12 protein-coding genes, 2 tRNA genes, 3 rRNA genes and 2 riboswitches are annotated in these 25,445 nt (G+C 62.4%); of the genes, 6 read left to right on the top strand and 11 right to left on the bottom strand.

Annotation, left to right across the window (positions count from 1 at the left end):
• Positions 1-79 precede the first annotated feature (79 nt).
• The 4 genes from prsT to C662_RS08965 are packed head-to-tail and all read right to left on the bottom strand — an operon-like array spanning position 80 to position 7,750.
• Positions 80-2,863, bottom strand: a complete 2,784-nt coding sequence (prsT, locus tag C662_RS08950; protein WP_002927669.1) for an XrtA/PEP-CTERM system TPR-repeat protein PrsT — start codon at positions 2,861-2,863, stop codon at positions 80-82.
• 17 nt (positions 2,864-2,880) lie between these two features.
• Positions 2,881-4,245: a PEP-CTERM-box response regulator transcription factor gene (gene prsR, locus C662_RS08955; RefSeq protein ID WP_002927670.1), complete on the bottom strand. Its 1,365-nt coding sequence runs from the start codon at positions 4,243-4,245 to the stop codon at positions 2,881-2,883.
• A 33-nt stretch (positions 4,246-4,278) separates the two neighbouring features.
• Positions 4,279-6,321 carry an XrtA/PEP-CTERM system histidine kinase PrsK gene (gene prsK, locus C662_RS08960; protein WP_002927677.1) on the bottom strand — a complete coding sequence of 681 codons (2,043 nt, stop codon included), beginning with the start codon at positions 6,319-6,321 and terminating at the stop codon, positions 4,279-4,281.
• A 46-nt stretch (positions 6,322-6,367) separates the two neighbouring features.
• Entirely contained in the window at positions 6,368-7,750 is a 1,383-nt protein-coding gene (locus C662_RS08965; RefSeq protein WP_002927680.1) for a TIGR03013 family XrtA/PEP-CTERM system glycosyltransferase, read from the bottom strand.
• 257 nt (positions 7,751-8,007) lie between these two features.
• Between C662_RS08965 and C662_RS08970 the strand changes: the two genes are divergently transcribed.
• Positions 8,008-8,457, top strand: a complete 450-nt coding sequence (locus C662_RS08970; RefSeq protein WP_002927682.1) for a MaoC family dehydratase — start codon at positions 8,008-8,010, stop codon at positions 8,455-8,457.
• Positions 8,458-8,599: 142 nt separating this feature from the next.
• Here the strand turns inward: C662_RS08970 and rrf are convergent.
• The 5 genes from rrf to C662_RS08995 form a co-directional block, all read right to left on the bottom strand.
• Positions 8,600-8,713: ribosomal RNA gene (gene rrf / locus C662_RS08975) — 5S ribosomal RNA — on the bottom strand.
• Positions 8,714-8,831: 118 nt separating this feature from the next.
• Positions 8,832-11,718: ribosomal RNA gene (locus C662_RS08980) — 23S ribosomal RNA — on the bottom strand.
• Between the two features lie 311 nt (positions 11,719-12,029).
• Positions 12,030-12,105: transfer RNA gene (locus tag C662_RS08985), tRNA-Ala, on the bottom strand.
• A 27-nt stretch (positions 12,106-12,132) separates the two neighbouring features.
• Positions 12,133-12,209 (bottom strand) — tRNA-Ile (locus tag C662_RS08990).
• A 77-nt stretch (positions 12,210-12,286) separates the two neighbouring features.
• Positions 12,287-13,823, bottom strand: a 16S ribosomal RNA gene (locus C662_RS08995).
• The 16S, 23S and 5S rRNA genes sit together here with 2 tRNA genes alongside, the layout of an rRNA operon.
• Before the next feature lie 535 nt (positions 13,824-14,358).
• A riboswitch (glycine riboswitch) is annotated at positions 14,359-14,447 on the top strand.
• Positions 14,448-14,581, top strand: a riboswitch (glycine riboswitch). It abuts the riboswitch before it with no gap.
• 55 nt (positions 14,582-14,636) lie between these two features.
• On the opposite strand from C662_RS08995, the gene gcvT reads away from it, so the two are divergent.
• From gcvT to C662_RS09015, 4 genes are all read left to right on the top strand, one after another.
• Positions 14,637-15,728 (top strand): glycine cleavage system aminomethyltransferase GcvT, encoded by a 1,092-nt coding sequence (gcvT, locus tag C662_RS09000; RefSeq protein ID WP_002927684.1) that lies wholly within the window; start codon positions 14,637-14,639, stop codon positions 15,726-15,728.
• A gap of 98 nt (positions 15,729-15,826) precedes the next feature.
• Positions 15,827-16,213: a glycine cleavage system protein GcvH gene (gene gcvH, locus C662_RS09005; protein WP_002927686.1), complete on the top strand. Its 387-nt coding sequence runs from the start codon at positions 15,827-15,829 to the stop codon at positions 16,211-16,213.
• A gap of 2 nt (positions 16,214-16,215) precedes the next feature.
• A complete protein-coding gene (gcvP, locus tag C662_RS09010) occupies positions 16,216-19,110 on the top strand; it encodes an aminomethyl-transferring glycine dehydrogenase (protein ID WP_002927691.1) in 2,895 nt (964 codons plus the stop codon).
• Between the two features lie 162 nt (positions 19,111-19,272).
• The gene (locus tag C662_RS09015; protein ID WP_002927693.1) at positions 19,273-20,889 is read left to right on the top strand and encodes a glycoside hydrolase family 17 protein; all 1,617 of its coding nucleotides are present in this window, start codon (positions 19,273-19,275) and stop codon (positions 20,887-20,889) included.
• Here C662_RS09015 and C662_RS20030 read toward each other — a convergent pair.
• Positions 20,824-21,219, bottom strand: coding sequence for a hypothetical protein (locus tag C662_RS20030; RefSeq protein WP_232433249.1), 396 nt, complete (start codon positions 21,217-21,219; stop codon positions 20,824-20,826). The genes C662_RS09015 and C662_RS20030 overlap by 66 nt on opposite strands.
• 256 nt (positions 21,220-21,475) lie before the next feature.
• On the opposite strand from C662_RS20030, the gene C662_RS09020 reads away from it, so the two are divergent.
• A complete protein-coding gene (locus C662_RS09020; RefSeq protein WP_198291887.1) occupies positions 21,476-24,088 on the top strand; it encodes a glycosyltransferase in 2,613 nt (870 codons plus the stop codon).
• A 9-nt stretch (positions 24,089-24,097) separates the two neighbouring features.
• Here C662_RS09020 and C662_RS09025 read toward each other — a convergent pair whose 3' ends face one another.
• Complete coding sequence (locus C662_RS09025; protein ID WP_002927696.1) at positions 24,098-25,435, bottom strand: SLC13 family permease; 1,338 nt, start codon at positions 25,433-25,435, stop codon at positions 24,098-24,100.
• Between the last annotated feature and the right edge of the window lie 10 nt (positions 25,436-25,445).

Genomic DNA, 25,445 nt, shown 5'->3' on the forward strand with positions numbered 1-25,445 from the left:
ATCTCTGTCATCGACGCCAGCCGGATACGCAAGTCTGACGAAGCGCACGCTCGCCGCGCCCACAACCCCGTACCTGCGCTCACAGCGACTTCCGCAGCTCGCTGGCCTCAGCGTGAATCGGCGTCCCATCCTTGAGGCGTGGCAGGAGGGCATCGAGCTGGCTGCGCGCATCATTCGCACGCCCGGCCTTGACGTAGGCGCGGGCAAGGTTGAGATGCAGCGGCAGCAGATCCGGCCCCAGCTTCACCGCGCGCTCGAGATTGGTCACCCCGGCATCGAAGTCTCCGCGCTCGACCTGGATCATGCCCACGGTGTCGATGATCGCGGGGTTGTCCGGCGCCAGGCGCAAAGCCTGCTCGGCGTACTCGAACGCCTTCGGATCCTTGACCTGGCTGGCAGTCCACGCGAGGTTGTTGAGGATGAGCGCGTTCTGCGGCGCCATCTCGTGCATGCGCGCGAAGAGGTCGTGGGCGTCACGATGCCTGCCATCGACGAGCGCCCGCTCGGCAAGGTATCCGCGCACGGCGATGTCGGTGGGGTTCTTCTGCAACCAGTCTGCCGCCAGGCGGTCAGCCTCGGCCTTGCGCTCGGCAAGCAACAACACGGTATGTAGCCTGCTGACCACCTGGGCGCCGCCGTTGCGCTCCAGCGCCTTGCGGAAAGCGGCCTCCGCGGCCTTCCAGTCGCGCCCGACACCATGGATTTCGGCTTCGAAGAAGTACCCGATGGGTGCATCGGGCTGGCCAGCCTGGATGTCACGGGCAATACGCAGCGCCTCAGCAGCGTCGCCGCGCGCCATCACAGCGGCGATCAGACGCTGCTGGATGTCAACCGCGGCGGGCGCAATGGAGAGTGCGCGGCGCAACGACTGCTCCGCCGCCGTCTTGTCGCCCAGCATGGTGTAGACCTCGGCAAGGAACAAGTGCGGCTGCGGCGAACGCGGCATCAGACCCGCTAGCCGGTTGAGCGAGGAGATACCCTGCTGGCTGTCACCCGCAGCGACCTGCGCCCGGGCAAGGGCTTCGACCGCACGCACCTCGTCAGGGTGCGCGGCGGCCAGCTTCTGCGCAACCTGCAGCGCACGCGGGAATTCGCGCTGCTGCAGGTGATGTGACACCAGGGCGAGATTGGCCGCTACACCGCCCGGTGCGGCACCGTCGGCGCGCTCCAGGGTGGCAAGTACTTCCGCAGCAGCTGCGCCGGTGGCGCGCTGCAGTTCGGCCAGTGCAAGGTGTGCTTCCACGTTTCGCGGATCGCGCTGGATGACCGCCCCGATCCGTGCCAAAGCGCCCTCCGGCTGACGCTCTGCGAGATCCAGACGCGCAAGGTTGACCGCTGCGGCAAGATAACCCGGCTGCAGCGCGAGCGCCTTTTCGAACGCGGCACGTGCCGCGGGAACGTCGCGCTTCGCGAGCATCAGGCCACCGCGCAGATTGTGCACCAGCGGGTTGTCGGGCTGCTTCTGTTCGAGTTGCAGTTGCGCCTCGAGGGCCTTGTCCGCCTCCCCCCTGCGCAGATGCGCCACGACAAGGGCAAGGTCGGCCTGAATCGCAGCCTGATCCATCTGTGCGGCGGACTCCAGGTCGGCAAACGCGGCATCGGCATCGCCGCTGGCCATGCGTGCCACCCCCAGGCGCAAGCGCGCGCGGGCATCCTCCGGGGCAGCCTCGGCCGCCTTGGCGAAATACTCCTCGGCACGCTGGTAGTCGTTGTTGGCAATGAACACCTGCCCGGCCAGCGCCAGTACGCGGGGGCTCGGATCGGGCATCTGCAGCATGGGCTGGAGCAATTCGAGCGCGCGCGTCGCGTCGCCGGTGGCGAGATGCGACGCGATGAGCATCTGCCTCGCCATCAGCTGTCCGGGCGCGCGCTCCAGCACTCGCCCGAGATGTGTGCGCCCGAGCACATGCTCGTTCATGCGCACCATCACCGTGCCGGCGAGGAGCTCAGCGGGAAGATAGTTCGGTGCCTGCTTGAGGACCTGCATCAGGCCATCGCGCGCTTCGCTCAGGCGCTCGGCGCGGTAATCCATGAAGGCACGCAGGTAGCGCGTGGTCGGATGGGCAGCCGCAACCGATTGCATGGCGGCCAGTGCCCGCTCGGCTTCTTCGAACTGCCCCTTGCGCATCAGCAGAGAGACGTGATTGAAGTGATAGTGGACGGTCCCGGGCGAGGCCTTGAGCGCAGCCTGCAGCGCCTGCACCGCCGCATCGAGGTCTCCCTTGCTGACGAGAATGTCGCTGAGCACTGCATGTGCCTCTGCATGCGCCTCGGCACGGGCGATCGCATCCCTGGCCTGAGCCTCCGCAGCATCGAGTTCGCCCTTTACCAACAGGGCACGAGCCAGCCCGACGCGGGCATCGGCCTGGGCCGGATCGGCCGCGATCGCATCGCGGTAGGCCTTGAGCGCCTTGTCGACATCACCCTTGCCAAAGTGGGCGTCGCCAAGCGCGCCAAACACTACAGCCTGCGCTCTTGCGTCGGGCAGGCGGGTGCCTTCGAACTCCTTGAGCACCGCGTCGAACTCGCCGGCGCGGACCATCGCCTGAAGCAATAGCGGAATGACCTCCTCGCGCGCATGCCCCAGCTCGCTGGCACGGCGCAACTCCTTGACGGCACCTGGAATCTCGCCCTGCTGGAGATTGATCTTGCCCAGCAGGAAACGCGCCTCGGTCAGGCTGCCATCTTCCTGCAGCGCATTCTTGAGCTGGATGCTGGCCGCGGTGAGGTCGTTCTTTGCGATGTAGTCCTTGGCCGACCCGAGCATCTCCTCGGTACTGGCGCCGCAGCCAGTCAACAGGGCGGACACCAGCGCGGTCACCGCCAGCCCACCCGCAGCACGCGACCAGCTGCTACGAGGCATCGAGTGGTTTTCTTGACTCACGAACCATTCTCCTTCTTGAGGCCGAAGCGGCCCAGCAGATCATAGAGCGAGGGCCGGCTCACGCCGAGTATCTCGGCTGCGCGGGCAACATTGCCGTTCGTACGTGCCATCACCTTGAGCACGGCACCGCGCTCGGCCTCATCGCGAACCTGGCGCAGGTTGAGGTGCTCGAGACTATCGTCGGGCGTCTGCAGTCCGAGGTCGGCTGCGGTGATGCAGTCGCCCTCGGCCATGATGACGGCGCGCTTCATGCAGTTCTCGAGCTCGCGCACGTTGCCGGGCCAGCGATGCGCCTCGATCGCCGACAACGCATCATCGGCAAGTACGAGCGAACGCCGTGCATTATCACGCGCAAAACGTTGCGCGAATGCGTGCGCAAGCAAGGTCGCGTCACCCTCGCGCTCACGCAACGCGGGAATCTCCACGACGATCTCGGCCAACCTGTAGTAGAGATCCTCGCGGAATACACCGGCGTGGATCTGCGCCTTCAGGTCACGGTGCGTTGCACATACGATGCGCACGTCGACCGGTATCTCCTCGCGCCCACCGATGCGCTCGATGCAGCGTTCCTGCAGGAAGCGCAGCAGCTTGGCCTGCAGAGGAAGCGGCAGATCGCCGATCTCGTCGAGGAAGAGCGTGCCACGGTGAGCGGTCTCGATCTTGCCTTGGGTCTGCTTGACCGCGCCGGTGAAGGCCCCCTTCTCGTAACCGAAAAGCTCGCTCTCGAGCAAAGCGTCGGGGATGGCGGCACAGTTGATCGCCACGAAACGCTCGTTGGCGCGCGGCGACAGTGCATGCAGGCCGCGCGCAAGGATCTCCTTGCCCGTCCCGCTTTCTCCAAGCAGGGCAACCGTCACCGAGGCCGAGGCCAGCTTCTCGATCGTTCGGCAGATCTTGAGCATCGCCGGGTCGCGCGTGAGCAGACCGGACAGGGGCCCCGCCTGCAGCGCAGACAGGCGCGCATTTTCCATCTGCAGGTCGTGCATGCGGAACGCGCGATCGATGGTGAGGATCAGCAGTTCGGGCTCGAAGGGCTTCGCAAAGAAATCGTAGGCCCCCATTCCTACCGCCTTCACCGCATTCTCACGGTCATGCTGGCCGGTGAGTACGATGACTTTGGTATCGGGCGCAAGCGTGAGGATCTCTCGCAACAGCCTGAAGCCTTCAGTGACATCATCGGGCGCGGGCGGCAGGCCAAGGTCCATCGTGACGACCGCAGGCTCATGCTTGCGCAGTTGCGCAATCGCACTCTCACGATCACCGGCCACAACCGTGTCACAAGCGTCGAGCGCCCAGCGCATCTGTTTCTGCAGCGCCGGGTCGTCCTCGACGATCAAAAGCGTTCGCTGCTTGTCTGACATGGGATTCCGTTACTCCTGCACCCGATACCGGGATCACTGGCCGCGCTGATTGCGCGGCAGGGTTATCGTCACACGCGTCCCCTTGCCCACTTCGCTCTCGAAACGGACTTGACCACCAATCTCACCGAGATACTGGCGTGTCTCGAACACACCGATCCCCATGCCGCTCGTCTTGGTCGTCTGAAAGGGTCGCGACAATCGCTCGCGAAGAAAGTCCGCGGTCATGCCACAACCGCTGTCCTCTACCACAACCTGCAGCGCATCGCCGGCCTCGGTTACGGTCACGGCCACCTTACCATCCTCATCCGTGGCATCCAGTGCATTTTGCACGACATGCCCAATGATTCGCTCCAGCCGCTGCGGATGCGCATTGACCTCGAGCGGCGCTGCCGCTTCGAGCCGCAGTTCGACCGCTGGCCGCAGTGCCCGCCTCGAATGACAGACCGCCTCGAGGAGCGTGACAAGCTCGACTGGCCGCGGGGGATCGATCGAGCGCTTCTCCTGGAGTTGTGTCATCAGCCCGCGCATGCGCGTCTCAACATGGGCAACGGTTTCGAGCATGTCCTGCTGGAACTCCGGGTTGTCTCGATGCCGCTCGGCGTTGCGCAACATCAGCGAGAGCTGCGCAACGAGGTTCTTCAGATCGTGCACGACAAAGGCCGACATGCGATTGAAGGAATCGAACTTGCGCGCCTCCAGTAGCGCCTCGGCGGCGAGCATCCGCTCAAGATAGCCCGCAGCTTGTCGCTGTGCGGTCTTCAGCAGGTCCAGCACCTCCCAGTCGATCTCGAACGGCGTACGCGGCGAGCCAAGCACGACAAAGCCGATGAGCTTGTCCGAAGCCTTGAGGGGAATCACCAGCCACGCGTCACCAAGATCGGACAAGCCAGAGGGCAGCACCAGGCCCTCGTAGTGCCCCGGCCGCGCACGGAACTCCGCCAGGTTGATGACCCATTCGCGCTCATCCAGGAAGCGGACAAAAACGGAATCCTGCGCCTCGACCCAGTCGGACGCGGGCTGATTGAGGCGCGAATGCATTGCAAAGTTGCCAAACGCGTCGCGCAACCAGAGCCCCCCTCCCGGACTCTCGACGAGGTCACACAGCGCCTTGACCACCGATTGTCCAAGATCGAGCCCCGAATCGCTCGATGACAGCGCCTGGGTGAAGCGCAGCCACTCATTGCGGTAGTCGTAGCGGTACGAGAACAGGTGCTTGCTGATCAGGACGCGCAAGCGTGCTCGCAAGCTGCCCGAGAACAACAGAGCGCCAAGCAGGACCATGCCGGCGAACAGCAGGGTCATCTGCAGCGCCCGGCCCCAATCACCGCCGAAGTAGCGCACGTAGTACGCTGCCCCCGCGATGACCAGCAGATAGACCCCGGCTCCAGCCAGCGCTGTCGAGTGAAAGACCACCTCGCGCGAAACGGACATCCTGAGCGTCCACGACGGACTGCGGATACCCGCAAGCACGATCAGCGGAATGAGCAAGGCATGTACGAGACCGCGAACCGCCCAGACGTCGAAATCGATTCGCGAGAACAGGAACGCGTCGGCGAAAAGATAAAGGTAAAAGATGTACCCTGCCGCCAATGCCAGACAAAGCGGCTTGATACCCCACCGCGAGTTGGCCGGAAGTCCCCGGTACAGCTGCTCGACCAGCATCAGACCAATAACCGCGTGCGCGAGCCAGGCCACCAAGGCCGGCTGTACGGGCAACGCTGCGCGATCGACGACAGCCTCGGTCGCGAGCGCGGCGAACTGGGCCACCAGCACGGCAAGCGCGAGCAGCGCCGGCCAGCGCAGACGCCGCCCCCACAATGGCAGGGAAAGAATGATCAGGAATGCAAACCAGGCACCACCACGCAGCACGTCGAGCAATGCAGCCGCGAGCAAGCCCGCCACGCCCTCGCCGGCAACATTGAACGACGACGCGATCGCCCAAGCACTGGACAGCACGACCGCGGCGAGCAATACACCGCCAGGCAACCCTCCCCGCCAAGCGACGAAGATATACAGCGCGAAAAGCAGATAGGCGGCACCGGCAATTCCGTAGCCCCACGTCGCGATCTCACCCAAGATCAGGCCTCCTCACCTGCCCCGGGCCGGCGCTGAACGGTTGCACTCAGTGCGCACCCTCGCCCGTCAGCACGACGCGCACGGTCTCGAACAACACCAAGGTGTCGAGGATGAGCGTGTGATTCTTCACGTAGTACAGGTCGTACTGCAGCTTTTCGGCCGAGTCATCAACGGACGCACCATACTGATAGCGCACCTGCGCCCAGCCGGTCACGCCCGGCTTGACGCAATGCCGAACCGCGTAGAACGGAATCTGCTGAGTAAGCTGATCAACGAAGTAGGGACGCTCGGGGCGCGGCCCCACCAGACTCATGTCACCGACAAGCACATTGAAGAGCTGCGGCAACTCGTCGATGCGAAGCTTGCGGATCACCCGACCCACGCGGGTCACGCGATCATCGTTCGAACTCGCCCAACGAGGCTTGCCATCACGCTCCGCATCGCGGCGCATGCTACGGAACTTGATCACACGGAATGGCTTTCCGCCCAGCCCCACGCGCTCCTGGCCATAGAACACTGGCGCACCATCCTCAAGCAGGATCAATATCGCAGTGATGATCATCACTGGCAGGGCCAGAATCAGGAGAAGCGAACCAACCACAAGGTCGAACACCCGCTTGATGAACGTCCGCGCCCACCCCTGACGAAAGCCATCACCGTAGATCAGCCAACTCGCACGCAGCGAATCCAGCCGAATCTGACCGAGCGAGCGCTCGAAGAAAGTGGACAGGTCCAGGATCCGGATACCACCAAGCTTGCAATCGAGCAGTTCGCGCAGGGATAGAACTCCACCTCGCCGCTCGCGCACAGCGACGATCACCTCGTCTACACGGAGCTTGCCAGCAACGTCAAGCAGGCTACCCGGAGGCAAAACCTGACGTGGCTCGACCTCGACACGCTCCTGCCCACCCACAGGAAGGAACCCCACGACATCCACGCTGCGCTGCAAAGGCCGCGTCAGATCCCTGTACACAGCCAGGGCATCCCGTCCGGTCCCCACGATCAGGACACGCGGCACGAAGAAACCTGCAGCCTGGCGCTGATTGACCACCACCCTGAGCATCAGCAGCGAGCACAACAAGACAAGGATGCTCACCTGCATCGGGTGCGGCGCGATCTCCGGCCAGGGCATCAGGCCAAACGTCACGTACGCCACCGGCACACTGACGACGAGGGAGAGTGCCACGCGCGCAAATGCCTGCCTGCGGCAACGCTGATACACAGGCCGGTACAAGCCCATCGCGGCATTGAGACCGATCATGGATGCCGCGAACACCAGCGCGGCAGGCACCCAGGCCGCCCAGTCAAGGGCACCGGGCGCAGCCTGGAAGGCAACAGCCCCCAGCACCACGATGAACAACAGCGCAGCATCGAACAAGACCTGATGCAGCGTATGCGTTGGTAGGTAATGGCTGAAGATCTTCAGCATGGAGAACCTCTGCGTCCGTGGTCGTGTTCGTCGGCTAGACCTTCCGGTCTGCCAGGTTGCCACCAAGATAGCTGATCGACCCATGCACGCCTATTAAATCGATCACGCTCATCGACCAAGAGTCGAAGTTAAAAAATCAATCGAAACAACAGATTCAAGCAAAACCGCAGATCGACACATCCCGCGAGCATTGATTTTAGCATGTGGAGACGGTAGCTTTCCGAGGCTAGACCCCTCACCCACCCCAGGAGAAAAGCATGAGCAGCACGGCCCGCGATTTCGCTGAAGTTTATGGATATCGATTCGAAGACCTCACCGTTGGCATGAACGCCGCAGTCTCACGCACCGTCAGCGAAGCGGACATCCTGCTGTTCGCTGGCGTTTCGGGTGACACCAACCCAGTACACCTGGACGAAGAGTTCGCTGCCAGCACGATGTTTGGCGGACGTATCGCGCACGGCATGCTCTCCGCAGGCTTGATCTCCGCCGTCTTCGGAACCCGCCTGCCCGGTCCCGGCTGCATCTACCTTTCCCAGAACCTCAAGTTCAAGGCACCGGTCAAGGTCGGTGATACGGTCGTTGCGCGTGTTACGGTCAAAGAGCTGAAAGTCGAAAAACGCCGCGCCGTTTTCTCGACGGTTTGCACTGTGCGAGGGGCAGTCGTTCTCGACGGCGAAGCCGAGCTGCTCGTACCGGCACGCGACTGACTCATCCCCCACTACGCGCCCGACCGAACGTCAGCCTTGCCGCGTTTTCGAGCGCGTTGTGGGTGGCGTTTATGTTTATTCGGCGCGTTGACGTAACAAAGCCCTGCTTTCTTTTGAGAGCAGGGCTTTGTTTTGTGGGTTAGTCTGACGATGACCTACTTTCACGAGGGCGGACCTCACTATCATCGGCGCATGTGCGTTTCACGGTCCTGTTCGGGAAGGGAAGGGGTGGTTCCACACAGCTATGGTCGTCAGACTTTGACTTGTTCTTCAGCGTATTGAGCTGAAGCAAAGTTAGGAAGAAGTGTTGTGTGATTGTCTGGTGTGTTGATGCTGTCACCAGAGAGTCGAGTTCGTTTTGTGTTGAAGGTTATAGGATCAAGCCACACGGGCAATTAGTACCGGTTAGCTGAACGTGTTGCCACGCTTACACACCCGGCCTATCAACGTTGTGGTCTTCAACGACCCTTCAGGGGGCTCGAGGCCCCGGGGAAGTCTCATCTTGAGGCGAGTTTCCCGCTTAGATGCTTTCAGCGGTTATCTCTTCCGCACATAGCTACCCGGCGATGCGACTGGCGTCACAACCGGTACACCAGGGGTGCGTCCACTCCGGTCCTCTCGTACTAGGAGCAGGCCCTCTCAAACTTCCAGCGCCCACGGCAGATAGGGACCAAACTGTCTCACGACGTTTTAAACCCAGCTCACGTACCACTTTAAATGGCGAACAGCCATACCCTTGGGACCGGCTACAGCCCCAGGATGTGATGAGCCGACATCGAGGTGCCAAACTCCGCCGTCGATGTGAACTCTTGGGCGGAATCAGCCTGTTATCCCCAGAGTACCTTTTATCCGTTGAGCGATGGCCCTTCCATACAGAACCACCGGATCACTATGACCTGCTTTCGCACCTGCTCGTCTTGTTGGACTCGCAGTCAAGCCACCTTTTGCCATTGCACTATCAGTACGATGTCCGACCGTACCTAGGTGACCTTCGTACTCCTCCGTTACCTTTTGGGAGGAGACCGCCCCAGTCAAACTGCCCACCATGCACGGTCCCCGACCTGGATTCACAGGCCTGGGTTAGAACCTCAACGACACCAGGGTGGTATTTCAAGGTTGGCTCCACCGGAACTGGCGTCCCGGTTTCATAGCCTCCCACCTATCCTACACAAGTCCCGTCAAAGTCCAATGCAAAGCTACAGTAAAGGTTCATGGGGTCTTTCCGTCTAGCCGCGGGGAGATTGCATCTTCACAAACATTTCAACTTCGCTGAGTCTCAGGAGGAGACAGTGTGGCCATCGTTACGCCATTCGTGCAGGTCGGAACTTACCCGACAAGGAATTTCGCTACCTTAGGACCGTTATAGTTACGGCCGCCGTTTACCGGGGCTTCGATCAAGAGCTTGCACCCCATCACTTAACCTTCCGGCACCGGGCAGGCGTCACACCCTATACGTCCACTTTCGTGTTTGCAGAGTGCTGTGTTTTTAATAAACAGTCGCAGCCACCGATTCTCTGCGACCCCGTTCCGCTCCGGCCGCGAGGGCCTTCACGTACCAGGGGCATACCTTCTCCCGAAGTTACGGTATCAATTTGCCGAGTTCCTTCTCCTGAGTTCTCTCAAGCGCCTTGGTATTCTCTACCAGCCCACCTGTGTCGGTTTGCGGTACGGTCACTCTTAGACTGAAGCTTAGAGGCTTTTCCTGGAAGCCGGGTATCACTCACTTCGGATCCGAAGATCCTCGTCATCACGCCTTAGCTAAGCCACGCGGATTTGCCTACGCAGCACGCCTACACGCTTAAACCACCTATTCCAACAGATGGCTGAGCTAACCTTCTCCGTCCCCCCATCGCATCTAAGAGCGGTACAGGAATATTGACCTGTTTCCCATCGACTACGCATTTCTGCCTCGCCTTAGGGGCCGACTCACCCTGCGCCGATGAACGTTGCGCAGGAAACCTTGGGCTTACGGCGAGGGTGCTTTTCACACCCTTTATCGCTACTCATGTCAGCATTCGCACTTCCGATACCTCCAGCATCCCTTACGAGACACCTTCGCAGGCTTACGGAACGCTCCCCTACCACGTGTCAAAGACACATCCGCAGCTTCGGTTCATGGCTTGAGCCCCGTTACATCTTCCGCGCAGGACGACTCGACTAGTGAGCTATTACGCTTTCTTTAAAGGGTGGCTGCTTCTAAGCCAACCTCCTAGCTGTCTATGCCTTCCCACCTCGTTTGCCACTTAGCCATGCATTTGGGACCTTAGCTGGCGGTCTGGGTTGTTTCCCTCTTGACACCGGACGTTAGCACCCGATGTCTGTCTGCCGTATATCACTTTGCGGTATTCGGAGTTTGCTATCGCGGGGTAGATCGCAATGACCCCCCCAACGATTACAGTGCTCTACCCCCGCAAGTGTCCGTACGACGCACTACCTAAATAGTTTTCGGGGAGAACCAGCTATTTCCGGATTTGTTTAGCCTTTCACCCCTATCCACAGCTCATCCCCTAACTTTTCAACGTTAGTGGGTTCGGACCTCCAGTACCTGTTACGGCACCTTCATCCTGGCCATGGATAGATCATCCGGTTTCGGGTCTACGCCCAGCGACTAAGTCGCCCTTATCAGACTCGCTTTCGCTACGCCTCCCCTATTCGGTTAAGCTCGCCACTGAACGTAAGTCGCTGACCCATTATACAAAAGGTACGCAGTCACCCCTTACGAGGCTCCCACTGTTTGTATGCATGCGGTTTCAGGATCTATTTCACTCCCCTCCCGGGGTTCTTTTCGCCTTTCCCTCACGGTACTGGTTCACTATCGGTCGATCACGAGTATTTAGCCTTGGAGGATGGTCCCCCCATCTTCAGACAGGATTTCTCGTGTCCCGCCCTACTTGTCGCACGCTCAGACCCGCCACCGGCTTTTCGCATACGGGACTATCACCCTGTATCGTCGGACTTTCCAGACCGTTTTGCTAAGCTGATGGTTTAGTCGTGCAGGCTGCTCCGCGTTCGCTCGCCACTACTTGCGGAATCTCGGTTGATTTCTGTTCCTGCGGCTACTTAGATGTTTCAGTTCGCCGCGTTCGCCTCCTCAGACCTATGTATTCAGTCTGGGATACCCCTTGCGGGGTGGGTTTCCCCATTCGGACATCGTGGGATCAAAGCTCTATTGCCAGCTCCCCCACGCTTTTCGCAGGCTTACACGTCCTTCATCGCCTGTGATCGCCAAGGCATCCACCACATGCACTTAGTCGCTTGATCCTATAACCTTGGATCCTCTCCGATCTTGCGATCTCGAAGACCCTTCGTACAGGAACGAACTCGTTTGTGCGATCCGGCACTACGCTGACAAGCTCAGCACCGGATCAATGCAATCACACAACTTGCAGTACGCACCGGCTCGGTACGTACTACACTTCTTCCACTTTGTTAAAGAGCGAACCTCAAACAACCGACAACCGACTCGAACCGAGTCGCCCATCGATCAAGAAGTCAGACATGACGACATCGATCACCATGTCTGACTTCTCGAACGCCTACTTGCAGCACCTGCTTTCATGCCGCACGAGTTCTGGTGGAGCTGGTCGGGATCGAACCGACGACCTACGGCTTGCAAAGCCGCCGCTCTCCCAGCTGAGCTACAGCCCCCTCTCGTGTCGAGCAACCAAAAAGACTTGGTGGGTCTGGTTGGGTTCGAACCAACGACCCCCGCCTTATCAAGACGGTGCTCTAACCAGCTGAGCTACAGACCCTCTCATATGCTTCGAGGCTCTTCGCCTGAACAACCGATAAGCTGTGGATACTTGGCAGACCGTGATCTGTTCTCTTGAAAGGAGGTGATCCAGCCGCACCTTCCGATACGGCTACCTTGTTACGACTTCACCCCAGTCATGAATCTCACCGTGGTAAGCGCCCTCCCGAAGGTTAAGCTACCTACTTCTGGTGAAACCCACTCCCATGGTGTGACGGGCGGTGTGTACAAGACCCGGGAACGTATTCACCGCAGCATGCTGATCTGCGATTACTAGCGATTCCGACTTCACGTAGTCGAGTTGCAGACTACGATCCGGACTACGATCGGCTTTAAGGGATTGGCTCCACCTCGCGGCTTGGCAACCCTCTGTACCGACCATTGTATGACGTGTGAAGCCCTACCCATAAGGGCCATGAGGACTTGACGTCATCCCCACCTTCCTCCGGTTTGTCACCGGCAGTCTCACTAGAGTGCCCAACTAAATGATGGCAACTAGTGACAAGGGTTGCGCTCGTTGCGGGACTTAACCCAACATCTCACGACACGAGCTGACGACAGCCATGCAGCACCTGTGTTCTGGCTCCCGAAGGCACCCTCGCCTCTCAGCAAGGTTCCAGACATGTCAAGGGTAGGTAAGGTTTTTCGCGTTGCATCGAATTAATCCACATCATCCACCGCTTGTGCGGGTCCCCGTCAATTCCTTTGAGTTTTAACCTTGCGGCCGTACTCCCCAGGCGGTCGACTTCACGCGTTAGCTGCGTCACTCAGTGCATTGCTGCTCCGAACGACTAGTCGACATCGTTTAGGGCGTGGACTACCAGGGTATCTAATCCTGTTTGCTCCCCACGCTTTCGTGCATGAGCGTCAGTACAGGCCCAGGGGGCTGCCTTCGCCATCGGTGTTCCTCCTGATATCTACGCATTTCACTGCTACACCAGGAATTCCACCCCCCTCTGCCGTACTCTAGCCTTGCAGTCACAAACGCAGTTCCCAGGTTAAGCCCGGGGATTTCACATCTGTCTTACAAAACCGCCTGCGCACGCTTTACGCCCAGTAATTCCGATTAACGCTCGCACCCTACGTATTACCGCGGCTGCTGGCACGTAGTTAGCCGGTGCTTCTTAGTCCGGTACCGTCATCCATGTCCTATGTTAGAGAACACGATTTCTTCCCGGCCGAAAGAGCTTTACAACCCGAAGGCCTTCTTCACTCACGCGGCATGGCTGGATCAGGGTTGCCCCCATTGTCCAAAATTCCCCACTGCTGCCTCCCGTAGGAGTCTGGGCCGTGTCTCAGTCCCAGTGTGGCGGATCATCCTCTCAGACCCGCTACGGATCGTCGCCTAGGTGAGCCTTTACCTCACCTACTAGCTAATCCGACATCGGCCGCTCCAATCGCGCGAGGTCTTGCGATCCCCCGCTTTCTCCCTCAGGACGTATGCGGTATTAGCGTACCTTTCGATACGTTATCCCCCACGACATGGGCACGTTCCGATGCATTACTCACCCGTTCGCCACTCGCCGGCAGGCCGAAGCCCCCGCTGCCGTTCGACTTGCATGTGTAAAGCATGCCGCCAGCGTTCAATCTGAGCCAGGATCAAACTCTTAAGTTCAATCCAGCAAAGTACTCAAAATACTGACTTTAATCAGCATGAGCACCTAATCATTGTGAAACCAAAACGACCGAAGTCGCTTTCGACCACAACCACCAAGCACCCACACTTATCGGTTGTTCAATTTTTTAAAGAGCGCTGCATTCGCTGCAGCAGAGAAACGAGATTATGATCAGCTTCAAACTCACTGTCAAGCATTTCGTGAATCTTTTTTTACCGCCGCCCGGCTACGCCGAACAAAGATCCACCAAACACCCACCTCACTTCCCAACTCCACCGCCGCCTGCACTTCCGAAGAAACCGCTGCAGCGCTGAAGAGGTGCGCATTATAGACACCCAATCCATACCGTCAAGAAAAATAACGATCAAGGTTTTAAATGGATGCATGAGCACAGCACCTGATCGCCACCTTTCCTTCCTTGATATGGCTAGCACATGCCGCCGCGACTCGGGCTCGCACCCATCCATGTACATCGAGGCGGCGAGACCCTGCAAAGGCGCGGTTGCCGTTCTGCGGCCAGCAATGTTATCGTCCGCGCGTCACGCGGGAGAGAACTCCCGTATGGAGTCGCCGAAGGCGCAACCCCCCGGAACCGCTCAGGCACAACGGACCGCGTGCGAATCACAAGTCTGGAGAGCGATACGGCCGCAGGCGCGGCAGGCGTATCCACCGAAGGGGCACCCGCCCTGACGCGTACTTACATATATGTATACGCGCAGGACGAAATCTCTCAGGTACAAGGGACAGATGGGGCGAACCTGGCTGACGGCCGCGTTCGCCCTTTTTTCGTTCACCACGCGGAGCCCACTCTAATGAACACACCTGCCAAGCAGACCCCACTGCACGCCGCCCATATCGCATCAGGTGCACGTATGGTCGATTTTGCCGGCTGGGACATGCCGGTCAACTATGGCTCCCAGATAGAGGAACATCACGCCGTTCGCCGCGACGCCGGTATGTTCGACGTGTCTCACATGCTCGCCCTGGATCTCGCAGGTCCGGACGCCACGTCCTTTCTCCGCAACCTCCTCGCCAACGATGTGAGCAAGCTCAAGGATGCTGGCAAGGCCTTGTACAGCTGCATGCTCAACGAGCAAGGCGGTGTGATAGACGACCTGATCGTCTATCGGTTCAGCGATGCCGACTACCGCATCGTCGTGAACGCCGGCACGGCGGACAAGGACGTTGCATGGATGCGCAAGCGCATCGCGACCATTGCCGCCAATGTCACACTGCAGGCGCGTCGTGACCTGGCGATGATTGCAGTTCAGGGGCCGCGTGCGATCGAGCGCGCACAAGCGGCCTTGCCCGAGCTATCAACCTCGCGAGGCATACCATCACCCTTCAGCGGGGTGAGGGCGGGCGACCTGCTCATTGCCCGCACCGGCTACACCGGCGAGGACGGGCTGGAGATCGCCGTCCCCGCGAGCCGCGTCGAGGCAATGTGGAATGCCCTGCTCGCGGCCGGGGTCAAGCCCTGCGGCCTTGGCGCACGCGACACCTTGCGCCTTGAGGCGGGCATGAACCTCTACGGCCAGGATATGGACGACGGCGTATCGCCGCTGAACGCCGGCCTGTCATGGACGGTGGACCTCAAGGACCCGGAGCGCGACTTCGTCGGCCGCGCGGCACTCGATGCAAACCCCGGCACCCAGCGACTGCTCGGCCTTGTACTGGAGGACAAGGGTGTGCTGCGCTCGCACATGAAGGTCTTCTCCGCTGCCGGCGAGGGCGAGACCACCAGCGGCAGCTTCTCGCCTACGCTGGAGAAATCGGTCGCCTTCGCTCGCATGCCGCTCGCAACCGCAGCCGGCGAAGAGGTCGAAGTCGAAGTGCGCGGCAAGCGCCTCAAAGCTCGCACCGTCAAGCTGCCCTTCGTGCGCAACGGACAGATCCTTGTCTGACGCCGCGTCAGGCCGACGTGGGCCCCAGCCTTACCTGCCTGAAGAATCAACCCGACCGGGCGTCATCGCATGACCGCCCCCAACACCTGGAGAAGAGAATGAGCAAGGTTCCCGCAGAACTGAAGTACACCAAGTCCCACGAATGGATCCGTGCCGAGGCCGATGGCACGCTGACCATCGGCGTCACCGACCACGCCCAGGAGGCGCTCGGCGACGTGGTCTTCCTCGAGCTGCCTGAAGCTGGCCGCAATCTGAGCGCAGGCGAAGCATGTGCCGTGATCGAGTCCGTCAAGGCCGCCTCCGACATCTACGCCCCCGTGGCAGGCGAAGTCATCGCCAACAACCAGGATGTGGCCGACGCCCCCGAGAGCGTCAACGCCGACGCCTACGGCGCCTGGCTGTTCAAGCTCAAGCCCGCAAACCCGGACGACGTCGGCGCCCTGATGGATGCTGCCGGCTACGAAGCGGAAATCGCCCAGGCCTGACCATGACCGACACCCTGCTTTCCGCCCCGCTCGCTGCACTGGAGCAGCGCAACGCCTTCATCGGTCGCCACATCGGCCCCGATACCGAGCAGATCGCCCGCATGTGCGCGACGATCGGCGTGCGTGACATCGACGCGCTGATCGCGCAGACCGTCCCCGCCGGCATCCGCCTGGCGCAGGCGCTCCCGCTGGCGCCCGCAGTCCCCGAGCATGAAGCGCTCGCCAGGCTCCAGACCATCGCTGCCAACAACGTGGTCAGGAAGTCCCTGATCGGTCAGGGCTACTACGGCACCCACACGCCGGCAGTGATCCTGCGCAACGTGATGGAAAACCCGGGCTGGTACACCGCGTACACACCCTACCAGGCCGAGATCGCCCAGGGCCGCCTGGAGGCACTGCTCAACTACCAGCAGATGGTGATCGATCTCACCGGGCTGGAGCTTGCCAATGCGTCCCTGCTCGACGAGGCCACAGCTGCCGCGGAAGCAATGACCATGGCGCGCCGGGTGTCGAAGTCCAAGTCGAACGTCTTCTTCATCGACGAAGCCTGCTTCCCGCAGACCATCGACGTGGTGCGCACACGTGCGCACTACTTCGGTTACGAGCTGGTGTTCGGCAAGGCGCAAGAAGCCGCCGCACACGACGCCTTTGGCGCCCTGTTGCAGTACCCCAACGCACGCGGCGAGGTGATCGACCTGTCGGCCCCGATCGCCGCACTCAAGGCGAAGGGCACAATCGTCGCGGTGGCCAGCGACCTCATGGCGCTGGTCCTGCTCAAGAGCCCGGGGGCAATGGGCGCAGACATCGCACTCGGCTCGGCGCAGCGCTTCGGCGTACCGATGGGTTTCGGCGGCCCGCACGCGGCCTTCTTCGCCACCCGCGAAGCCTTCGTGCGCTCGATGCCTGGCCGCATCATCGGTGTCTCGAAGGACGCCCGCGGCAAGACCGCGCTGCGCATGACGCTGCAGACGCGCGAGCAGCACATCCGGCGCGAGAAGGCCAACTCCAACATCTGCACCTCGCAGGTCCTGCTCGCCAACATGGCGGGTTTCTATGCCGTGTATCACGGTCCGCAAGGCCTGCGCACGATCGCAGCACGCATCCATCGCCTGACGGCACTGCTCGCCGCAGCGCTGCGCGAGGGCGGCTTCACCGTCAATGCCGACGCCTTCTTCGACACCATCCAGGTCGATGCAGGCGCACGCACGCCGGCCATCGCCGCTGCAGCCGCAAATGCCGGCTACAACCTGCATGTCGCTTCGGGCACGACTCTCGGGCTGGCCGTGGATGAAACAACCACCCGCGACGACCTCGTCCGCGTGCTCGAGTGCTTCGGCCTCCACGCCGACCTCGCGGCGCTCGACGCCCGTCTCGCCCAGAGCGGCGGCAACCTGCCCGCCGAGGTGCTGCGCACCGACCCCATCCTGGCGCATCCGGTATTCAACACGCACCACACCGAGCACGAGATGCTGCGCTACCTCAAGAAGCTGCAGAACCGCGACCTTGCGCTCGATCACTCGATGATCTCGCTCGGCTCGTGCACGATGAAGCTCAACGCCACCAGCGAGATGATCCCGGTGACCTGGCCGGCATTCGCCAACCTGCACCCGTTCGCACCCCGCGAACAGGCTACCGGCTACCTCGAGATGATCGAGGGCTTGGCCGACTACCTGCGTGCCGTCACCGGCTTCCCGGCGATCTGCATGCAGCCCAACTCGGGCGCGCAGGGCGAGTACGCCGGCTTGGTGGCGATCGCGCGCTATCACGCCAGCCGCGGCGAGGCGCATCGCAACGTGTGCCTGATTCCCAAGTCTGCCCACGGCACCAACCCGGCCACCGCGCAGATGTGCGGCATGCAGGTGGTGGTGGTCGAATGCGACGACAACGGCAACGTGGACGTCGCCGACCTCGAGGCCAAGGCCGAAAAGCACGCTGCCCAGCTGGCAGCGCTGATGATCACCTACCCGTCCACGCACGGCGTGTTCGAGGAATCGATCCGCGAGATCTGCGCCATCGTCCATGCCCATGGTGGCCAGGTGTACATGGACGGCGCCAACCTCAACGCCCAGGTCGGCCTTACCTCCCCGGCAACGATCGGTGCCGACGTGTCGCACATGAACCTGCACAAGACCTTCTGCATCCCGCACGGCGGCGGCGGTCCGGGCATGGGGCCGATCGGCCTCGCCGCACACCTCGCGCCCTTCATGGCCGACCACGTGGTGCAGCCCACGGGCGGCGCTGACCGTCCCAACCTGGGCCAGGGCGCAGTCTCGGCCGCGCCATTCGGCTCCGCCAGCATCCTGCCGATCTCGTGGATGTACATCACGATGATGGGCGGAGAGGGCCTCAAGCGCGCGACCGAGGTAGCGATCCTCAACGCCAACTACCTCGCCGAGCGCCTCAAGGACCACTACCCGGTGCTCTACACCGGCAGCCAGGGCCGCGTCGCGCATGAATGCATCCTCGACATCCGGCCGATCAAGGCCGCGACCGGCATCTCCGAGGTCGACATCGCCAAGCGCCTGATGGACTACGGCTTCCACGCGCCGACCATGTCCTTCCCGGTGCCGGGTACGATCATGGTCGAGCCTACCGAGTCCGAAGGCCTCGATGAACTCGAGCGCTTCGCAGCCGCGATGATCGCGATCCGCGACGAGATCCGCCAGGTCGAGGCCGGCGTCTGGCCGGCCGAGGACAACCCGCTGAGGAACGCCCCCCACACCCAGGCCGACTTCATCGGCGAGTGGCCCCGCCCGTACTCGCGCGAACAGGCGGTGTTCCCCCTGGCCTGGGTCGCGGAGAACAAGTTCTGGCCGAGCGTCAACCGCATCGATGACGTCTATGGCGACCGCAACCTGTTCTGCGCCTGCGTGCCGATGAGCGACTACGCGGACTGAGCCCGATCCTGGGGCCATGCCCCAGGCACTCGACTGCAGCAAAGCCACGCCCACGAGCGTGGCTTTTTTTTGCCCTGCGGGTCCGCCGCCTCGAACTCGGGTGCGCAAGTGGCCTATCATGAAGCCAAAAAAGAAGACCCCACTCGCTCACTCACCCGACTCATGCTCACCCCACTCACGCACCGTAACCTGCTCTGGTCGGCCCTGCTGGCCGCCAGCGTCGCCCTGCTCATCCTGTTGTTTGCCGGCCTGCTCGCGCAGATGCGCCCGGTTTCCATGCACGACCTGCACCTCGGGGCTGGCGAGAAGCTCAAGTGTGTCTCCTACGCCCCCTACCACCGTCCCGGACAGACTCCGCTCGACCCCGACACCCGCATCGAGCGCGAGCAGATCGCAGCCGATCTTGCCGCCCTCGCAGAGATCACCCGCTGCGTGCGCCTCTACTCGGTCAGCCAAGGCCTCGAGCACGTACCCGAACTCGCCCGCCCACTCGGTCTGCAGGTGCTGCTGGGCGCCTGGATCGGCTACGACGTGAGCGCGAACGCAGCGGAACTCGAGCGCGCGATCACGCTCGCAAACGACAATGCGGACGTCGTGCGAGCGCTGATTGTCGGTAACGAAGTATTGCTGCGCCGTGAGCGCACACCAGCCGAGATGCAGGCCTTGATCCGCGACGCGAAGGCTCGCACGCAGGTACCGGTCACGTACGCCGACGTCTGGGAATTCTGGACTCGCCACGATGAACTCGCAGCGGAGGTCGATTTCGTCACCGTACACATTCTTCCGTTCTGGGAGGATGAGCCGGTCGATATCGACCACGCCCTCACTCACGTGGCCGACATTCGCCGCCAGGTCGGCATCCATTTCGGCACCAAGCCAGTGCTGATCGGGGAGACCGGTTGGCCGAGTGCGGGACGCCAAAGAGAGCAATCCCGCCCATCCCTGGTCAATCAGGCGCGCTATATCCGCGAGTTCGTACACCAGGCGCAGCAGGAGGGGTGGGACTACAACATCATCGAGGCCATCGACCAACCCTGGAAACGCCGTCTGGAAGGCACGGTCGGCGGCCATTGGGGCCTGCTCGAAGCGGGCAGCCTGCACCCCAAGTTCGCACTTGCGGGCGCTGTCGCCGAGCGCGAAAGCCTGTTCGGCCCCATCGGCGGTGCCCTGCTCGGAGGCCTGATCGCCTGCCTGCTCGCAGCCACCGGACGCAGGACGCGCTGCCTTCGCGTCAGCGCTCTGACGGCCTGCGGCGCAGTCGGCGGCGTGATCTCGGTACTGCACTGGGAGCACGCTCATCTCGCCTACCGCGACGCGCTCGAATGGAGTGTGCTCGGTGGCATCGCTGCACTTGCAGGCCTGCTGCCGCTGGTACTGGCGCGCTGGCATGGTGAGCCGATACCCGATACCGCGAGCGCCGCCCGCAGCTTGTGGCGGGCCGAGCGCATGCGCTCCAAGGCGCCGTCGGTCGGCTTGCTGCGCGGCCTGTTCCTGTTCGCCGCGGCAGTTGCAGCGCTGCTGCTGTGGGTGGATCCTCGCTATCGCGACTTCCCCACCTGGCTCTATCTTGCGCCTGCTCTGGTATTCGGCGTGATCGGCTGGTGGCGCAGCCGCATCACCATCGCAGAGCGCACCTGCGCAGCCGTCATCGTTATTGGCGTAATTGCACGCTGGCTGAGCGAGCCCGCAAACCCGCAGGCCATCGCCTGGCTGTCATGCGGCCTTGCGCTCGCCGTGCCGGTGCTGGCGCTGCGCAGCCACGAGCACCAACAGGGATAGCAGGGTGCCAACAGCAGCCGGATCATAACTGTAGAACACCAGTCCCAACAGGCCACTGACCCATCCCAGCCAGGCAAGGCGACGGCACCCCAGCACGAAGGCCGCACTCCCCGCCGCCAGGCTCAACCAACCGACGCGCTGGTGCATGAAGCCCTGTACCAGCGCGTCCTTGAGCAGGCACAACAGCGGCTCACCGCCACTGGTGCAGTCGCGCGGCAACAGCCCCGCCTCCAACACGCCGTGTCGCAGCCAGAGCGCTGCCCCGGCAACTGCACAGGCCACGAGCAAGACCTGCCGAAGTGCATGTTTGTCGAAATCTAATGGCTTCAATCCGGGCTTATCCTTAAAAATCATGGCCGCAGCGCGGCACAAACCTGCTGTTGCAAATTCGCATCGTGCGTCGCTCGTAAGGGACTGAAATGGCGCATAAAATGCGCCCGGCTCACCGTCCGAAGGGACGCGCCCGATGTTCGCGATTGTGTCACAGCAACGGCACAAGCGACATTTGCACGTGGCGCGACCACGCGACGCAGACGAGGGCAAGGCCACCACGCCGCACGATCACAGCAAGGCTCCAGACAAGAATATGAAACACGCCGCTTCGTTCGCAGTCCGCCTGGCCGTCGCCATCGCGATCGCCGCCATGGTCGCCTTCGCTCAGTACTGGATCTGGCAGCAGTTCAACCGTGGGGTCGAGTTCATCGGCACCAACCAGAGTATCAAGGGCTTCGCCTACAACGGCTTCCAGCGTGACCAAAGCCCGCTCCGCGGCAGCTACCCTGCCCGCCAGGAGGTCGCCTCCGACCTCGACCTCCTCGGGCGCATGTCGGACGGCCTGCGCACCTACGGCGTGTATGACCTGCCCGACCTGCTGGCGCTGGCGGGTGAGCGCGACATGATGGTCACGGCCGGTGCCTGGCTCGATGGCGACAAGGACAAGAACGCTCGCGAGATCGACGGCCTCATCGACGCCGCCCGCAGCATGCGCCACATCGAGCGCGTGATGGTCGGCAACGAGGCCATCCTGCGCGGCGATTTGCGCGTCGATGAGCTCATCACCTACCTCGACCAGGTACGCAAGGCAATCCGCAAGCCGGTATCCACTGCCGAGCCCTGGCACGTGTGGCTGCGTTACCCCGAGCTCGCCAAGCATGTCGACTACATCACCGTGCACTTGCTGCCTTATCACGAAGGCCTGCCGGTCGAGGAAGCGGTCGAGTATGCTTTCCAACGCTACGATGAAGTCGCCAAGGCGCACCCACGCAAGAAGATCGTCGTCGGCGAGGTCGGCTGGCCGAGTCGTGGCCCTACCATCGGCGCCTCGGTCCCCTCGCTCGACAACCAGGCTCGCTTCGTGCGCGAATTTCTCGCCCACCCGCGCACCCCACGCATCGACTACTTCCTGATGGAGGCCATCGACCAACCCTGGAAGGTCGATGTCGAAGGCTGGGCGGGTCCTTACTGGGGCATGTTCAATGCCGATCGCGAGCTCAAGTATGCGCTCGAAGGCCTCGTCGAGCGGGATCCCTACTGGTCGCAAAAGGCAAGCAACGCCGCTGCACTGGCATTCATTCCGATGATGCTGGCAGCCTTCTTCCTGCCCGGCTGGAGCGTGTTCGGCCGCCTCTTCCTCGCTGCGCTGATCCAGGCCTGCGTGTCCACGCTGATCATCGGCATCAACGTCCCGGTAGACTATTACCTCACCCAGCGCGACCTCATCGGCCTGGTGCTGCTCATCGGCGCGACCTGCATGACAGCAGCGGTGCTGCTGTCGCACGGCTTCGAGTTCGGCGAGGTGCTGTTCAAGAAGAAATGGCAGCGCCGCTTCATGCCGCTGCCGCCGCACGCCCCCGACCAGCAACCCTTCGTATCGATCCACCTCGCCTGCTACAACGAGCCGCCGGAGATGGTGATCGCCACCATCGATAGTCTGGCGAAGATGAACTACGAGAACTTCGAAGTCCTCGTGCTCGACAACAACACCCGCGACGAGGCGCTGTGGAAGCCGCTCGAGCGCCGCTGCGCCGAACTTGGCCCGCGCTTCCGCTTCTTCCACCTTGCCAATTGGCCCGGCTTCAAGGCTGGCGCCCTGAACTACGGCCTCAAGGTCACCGATCCGCGCGCCGAGGTGGTGGGCGTGGTCGACGCGGACTACGTGGTCGAGCCCGACTGGCTGGCCTGCCTGATCCCCCACTTCGACCAGCCCGACGTCGCCGTCGTACAAGCACCTCAGGCCCACCGCGACTGGGAGACCCAACCCTTCAAGCGCATGTGCAACTGGGAGTTCGACGGTTTCTTCCGCATCGGCATGCACCACCGCAACGAGCGCAACGCGCTGATCCAGCACGGCACCATGACCCTGGTGCGCCGCCTTGCGCTCGAAGAGGTCGGCGGATGGTCCGAATGGTGCATCTGCGAGGACACCGAACTCGGTCTGCGCCTGATCGAGAAGGGCTACGACACCCGTTATGTCGACCATATCCTCGGCCGTGGCCTGACACCCTCGGGCTTCGCAGCGATCAAGAGCCAGCGCTTCCGCTGGGCCTTCGGCGCAATGCAGATTCTCAAGGCCCACCTGCCGCAGATGATCGGCCGCAGCAACCTCAACCTCGCTCAGCGCTACCACTTCCTCACGGGCTGGTTCGCGTGGCTGGGCGACGCCCTGCAACTCGTGTTCGCGTTCGGCAGCCTGCTGTGGACGCTGGGCATCCTGCTGTTCCCGAAGGCCTTCGGCCTGCCGGTGATCGCACTCGCGCTGCCCATCCTCGGCTTCATGGCCTTCAAGGCGGCGCTCGGCCCCATCCTCTACCGGCGCACCATGGATTGCCCGTGGAAGGACATCCTCGGTGCCTCGATCCTGTCGGTAGGCCTCGCGCACGCGATCGCGCGCGGCGTGTTCGCCGGCCTGGTCAAGAAGAAAGGCGTGTTCGTCGTCACCCCCAAAGGCTGGCGCGGCGGCGGCGCACTGGCCTTCTTCAATCCGATCCGCGAGGAGATCGGCATGCTCGTCGCCCTGCTCCTCGGCGCGGCAACCCTCGTCGCGCAGCGCGGCGCAGACAACCTGGAGACTCAACTGTGGGTCGGCATCCTATGCCTGCAGTGCATTCCCTACGTTGCCGCAGTGCTCTGCCAGGTTGCCGCCTACATGCCGGAGCGCAAGCCCGCTGCGGCGGCGACGGTGCTCCAGCCGCAGGCCTGAGCGCTTCGCTCAGTAGAGGACCAAGCCGATCGCCGCAGCGACGATCAGGGCGGGATAGACGATCAGTGTCACGCCCAGCCCGCCCTTGATCATCACCTTCTGCGGTACGTGGCCGCTACCGAACACGATGGCGTTGGGCGGTGTCGCCACTGGCAGCAGGAAGGCGCAGGACGTGCCCACCGCCACCAGTACGGCAAGCGGCACACTTTCGACCTGAGGCGCCAGACCAAGGAACAGCGGAATGAGCAGCGCCGCACTGGCGGTGTTGCTGGTGACCTCGGTGATGATGAGCGCGAAGAGGATCATCAGCCCCAGGCAAAGCAGCACCGGCATGCTTTGCAGGGGACCGCCGAGTTGGGCGGCAAGCCAGGCGGCGGCGCCGCTCTCGGCCAGCGCCTTGCTCAGCGTCAACCCGCCCCCGAACAGCAGCAGCACGCCCCACTCGGTACTGCGCTCGACATCCCGCCAACTGGCCAGCCCAAGCCCATGCAGAAGGACAAGCGCGAGGATCGCGACCGCCGCATCGTAACCGCGTACCAGACCAAACATTGCACCCAGCGGCGCACCAAACACCCACAGTGCGACGGTCAGCCCGAACACCCCAAGCATCGCCTTCTGCGGCCCGGTCCACGCTGCGGGCGGCGGCGGCGAAGTCAGCACGATGTCGAGCCTGGGCTTCAGCGTACGACGCAGCGCAAACTCCATCAGTGGCATCAGCACGAGCACCAGCGGCAACCCCCAGGCGAGCCAGCCAGCGAAGCTCAGGCCCACGTTCGAGGCCGCGATCGCATTGGGCGGGCTACCTACCAGCGTGCCGATGCCACCGATGTTGGCCGAGAAGGCGACGCCAAGAAGCACGTACATCCAGGTGCGCCGGTACTGCTCGACCGGCAGGGGCGACAGCAATCCGAGCGCCAACGGCAGCATCATCGCGGCCGTGGCCGTGTTGCTGATCCACATCGACATGAAGGCAGTGAGCCAGAACATCCAGCGCACGGCGCGACCGAAGTGCGCCCCGGCACGCCGCATCACCAGCCCCGCCATCCATCGATCCAGTCCCTGGCGCTGCAGGCCCGCAGCAAGCGCGAAACCACCCAGAAAAAGGAAGATTACCGGATCAGCGAACTGCAACAAGGCCTCGTCGAAGGCAAGCACACCGCTCGCCGCTGCCAGCAGCGGCACCAGCAGCGCGGTGACGCTGACATGCAGCGCTTCGCTCATCCACAACCAGGCAATCGTCGCCACGAGGGCCAGCCCGGCGCCGGCGGCGCCGAGTCCCGAACCGAGCCACGTGTTGAGACCGACGAACAACAGGCCAGCGATGAGCAGATTGATCGATCGAGACAAGTGGATACCC

This window comes from Thauera sp. 28, from assembly GCF_000310145.2.
GTDB classification, from domain to species: Bacteria; Pseudomonadota; Gammaproteobacteria; order Burkholderiales; family Rhodocyclaceae; genus Thauera; species Thauera mechernichensis.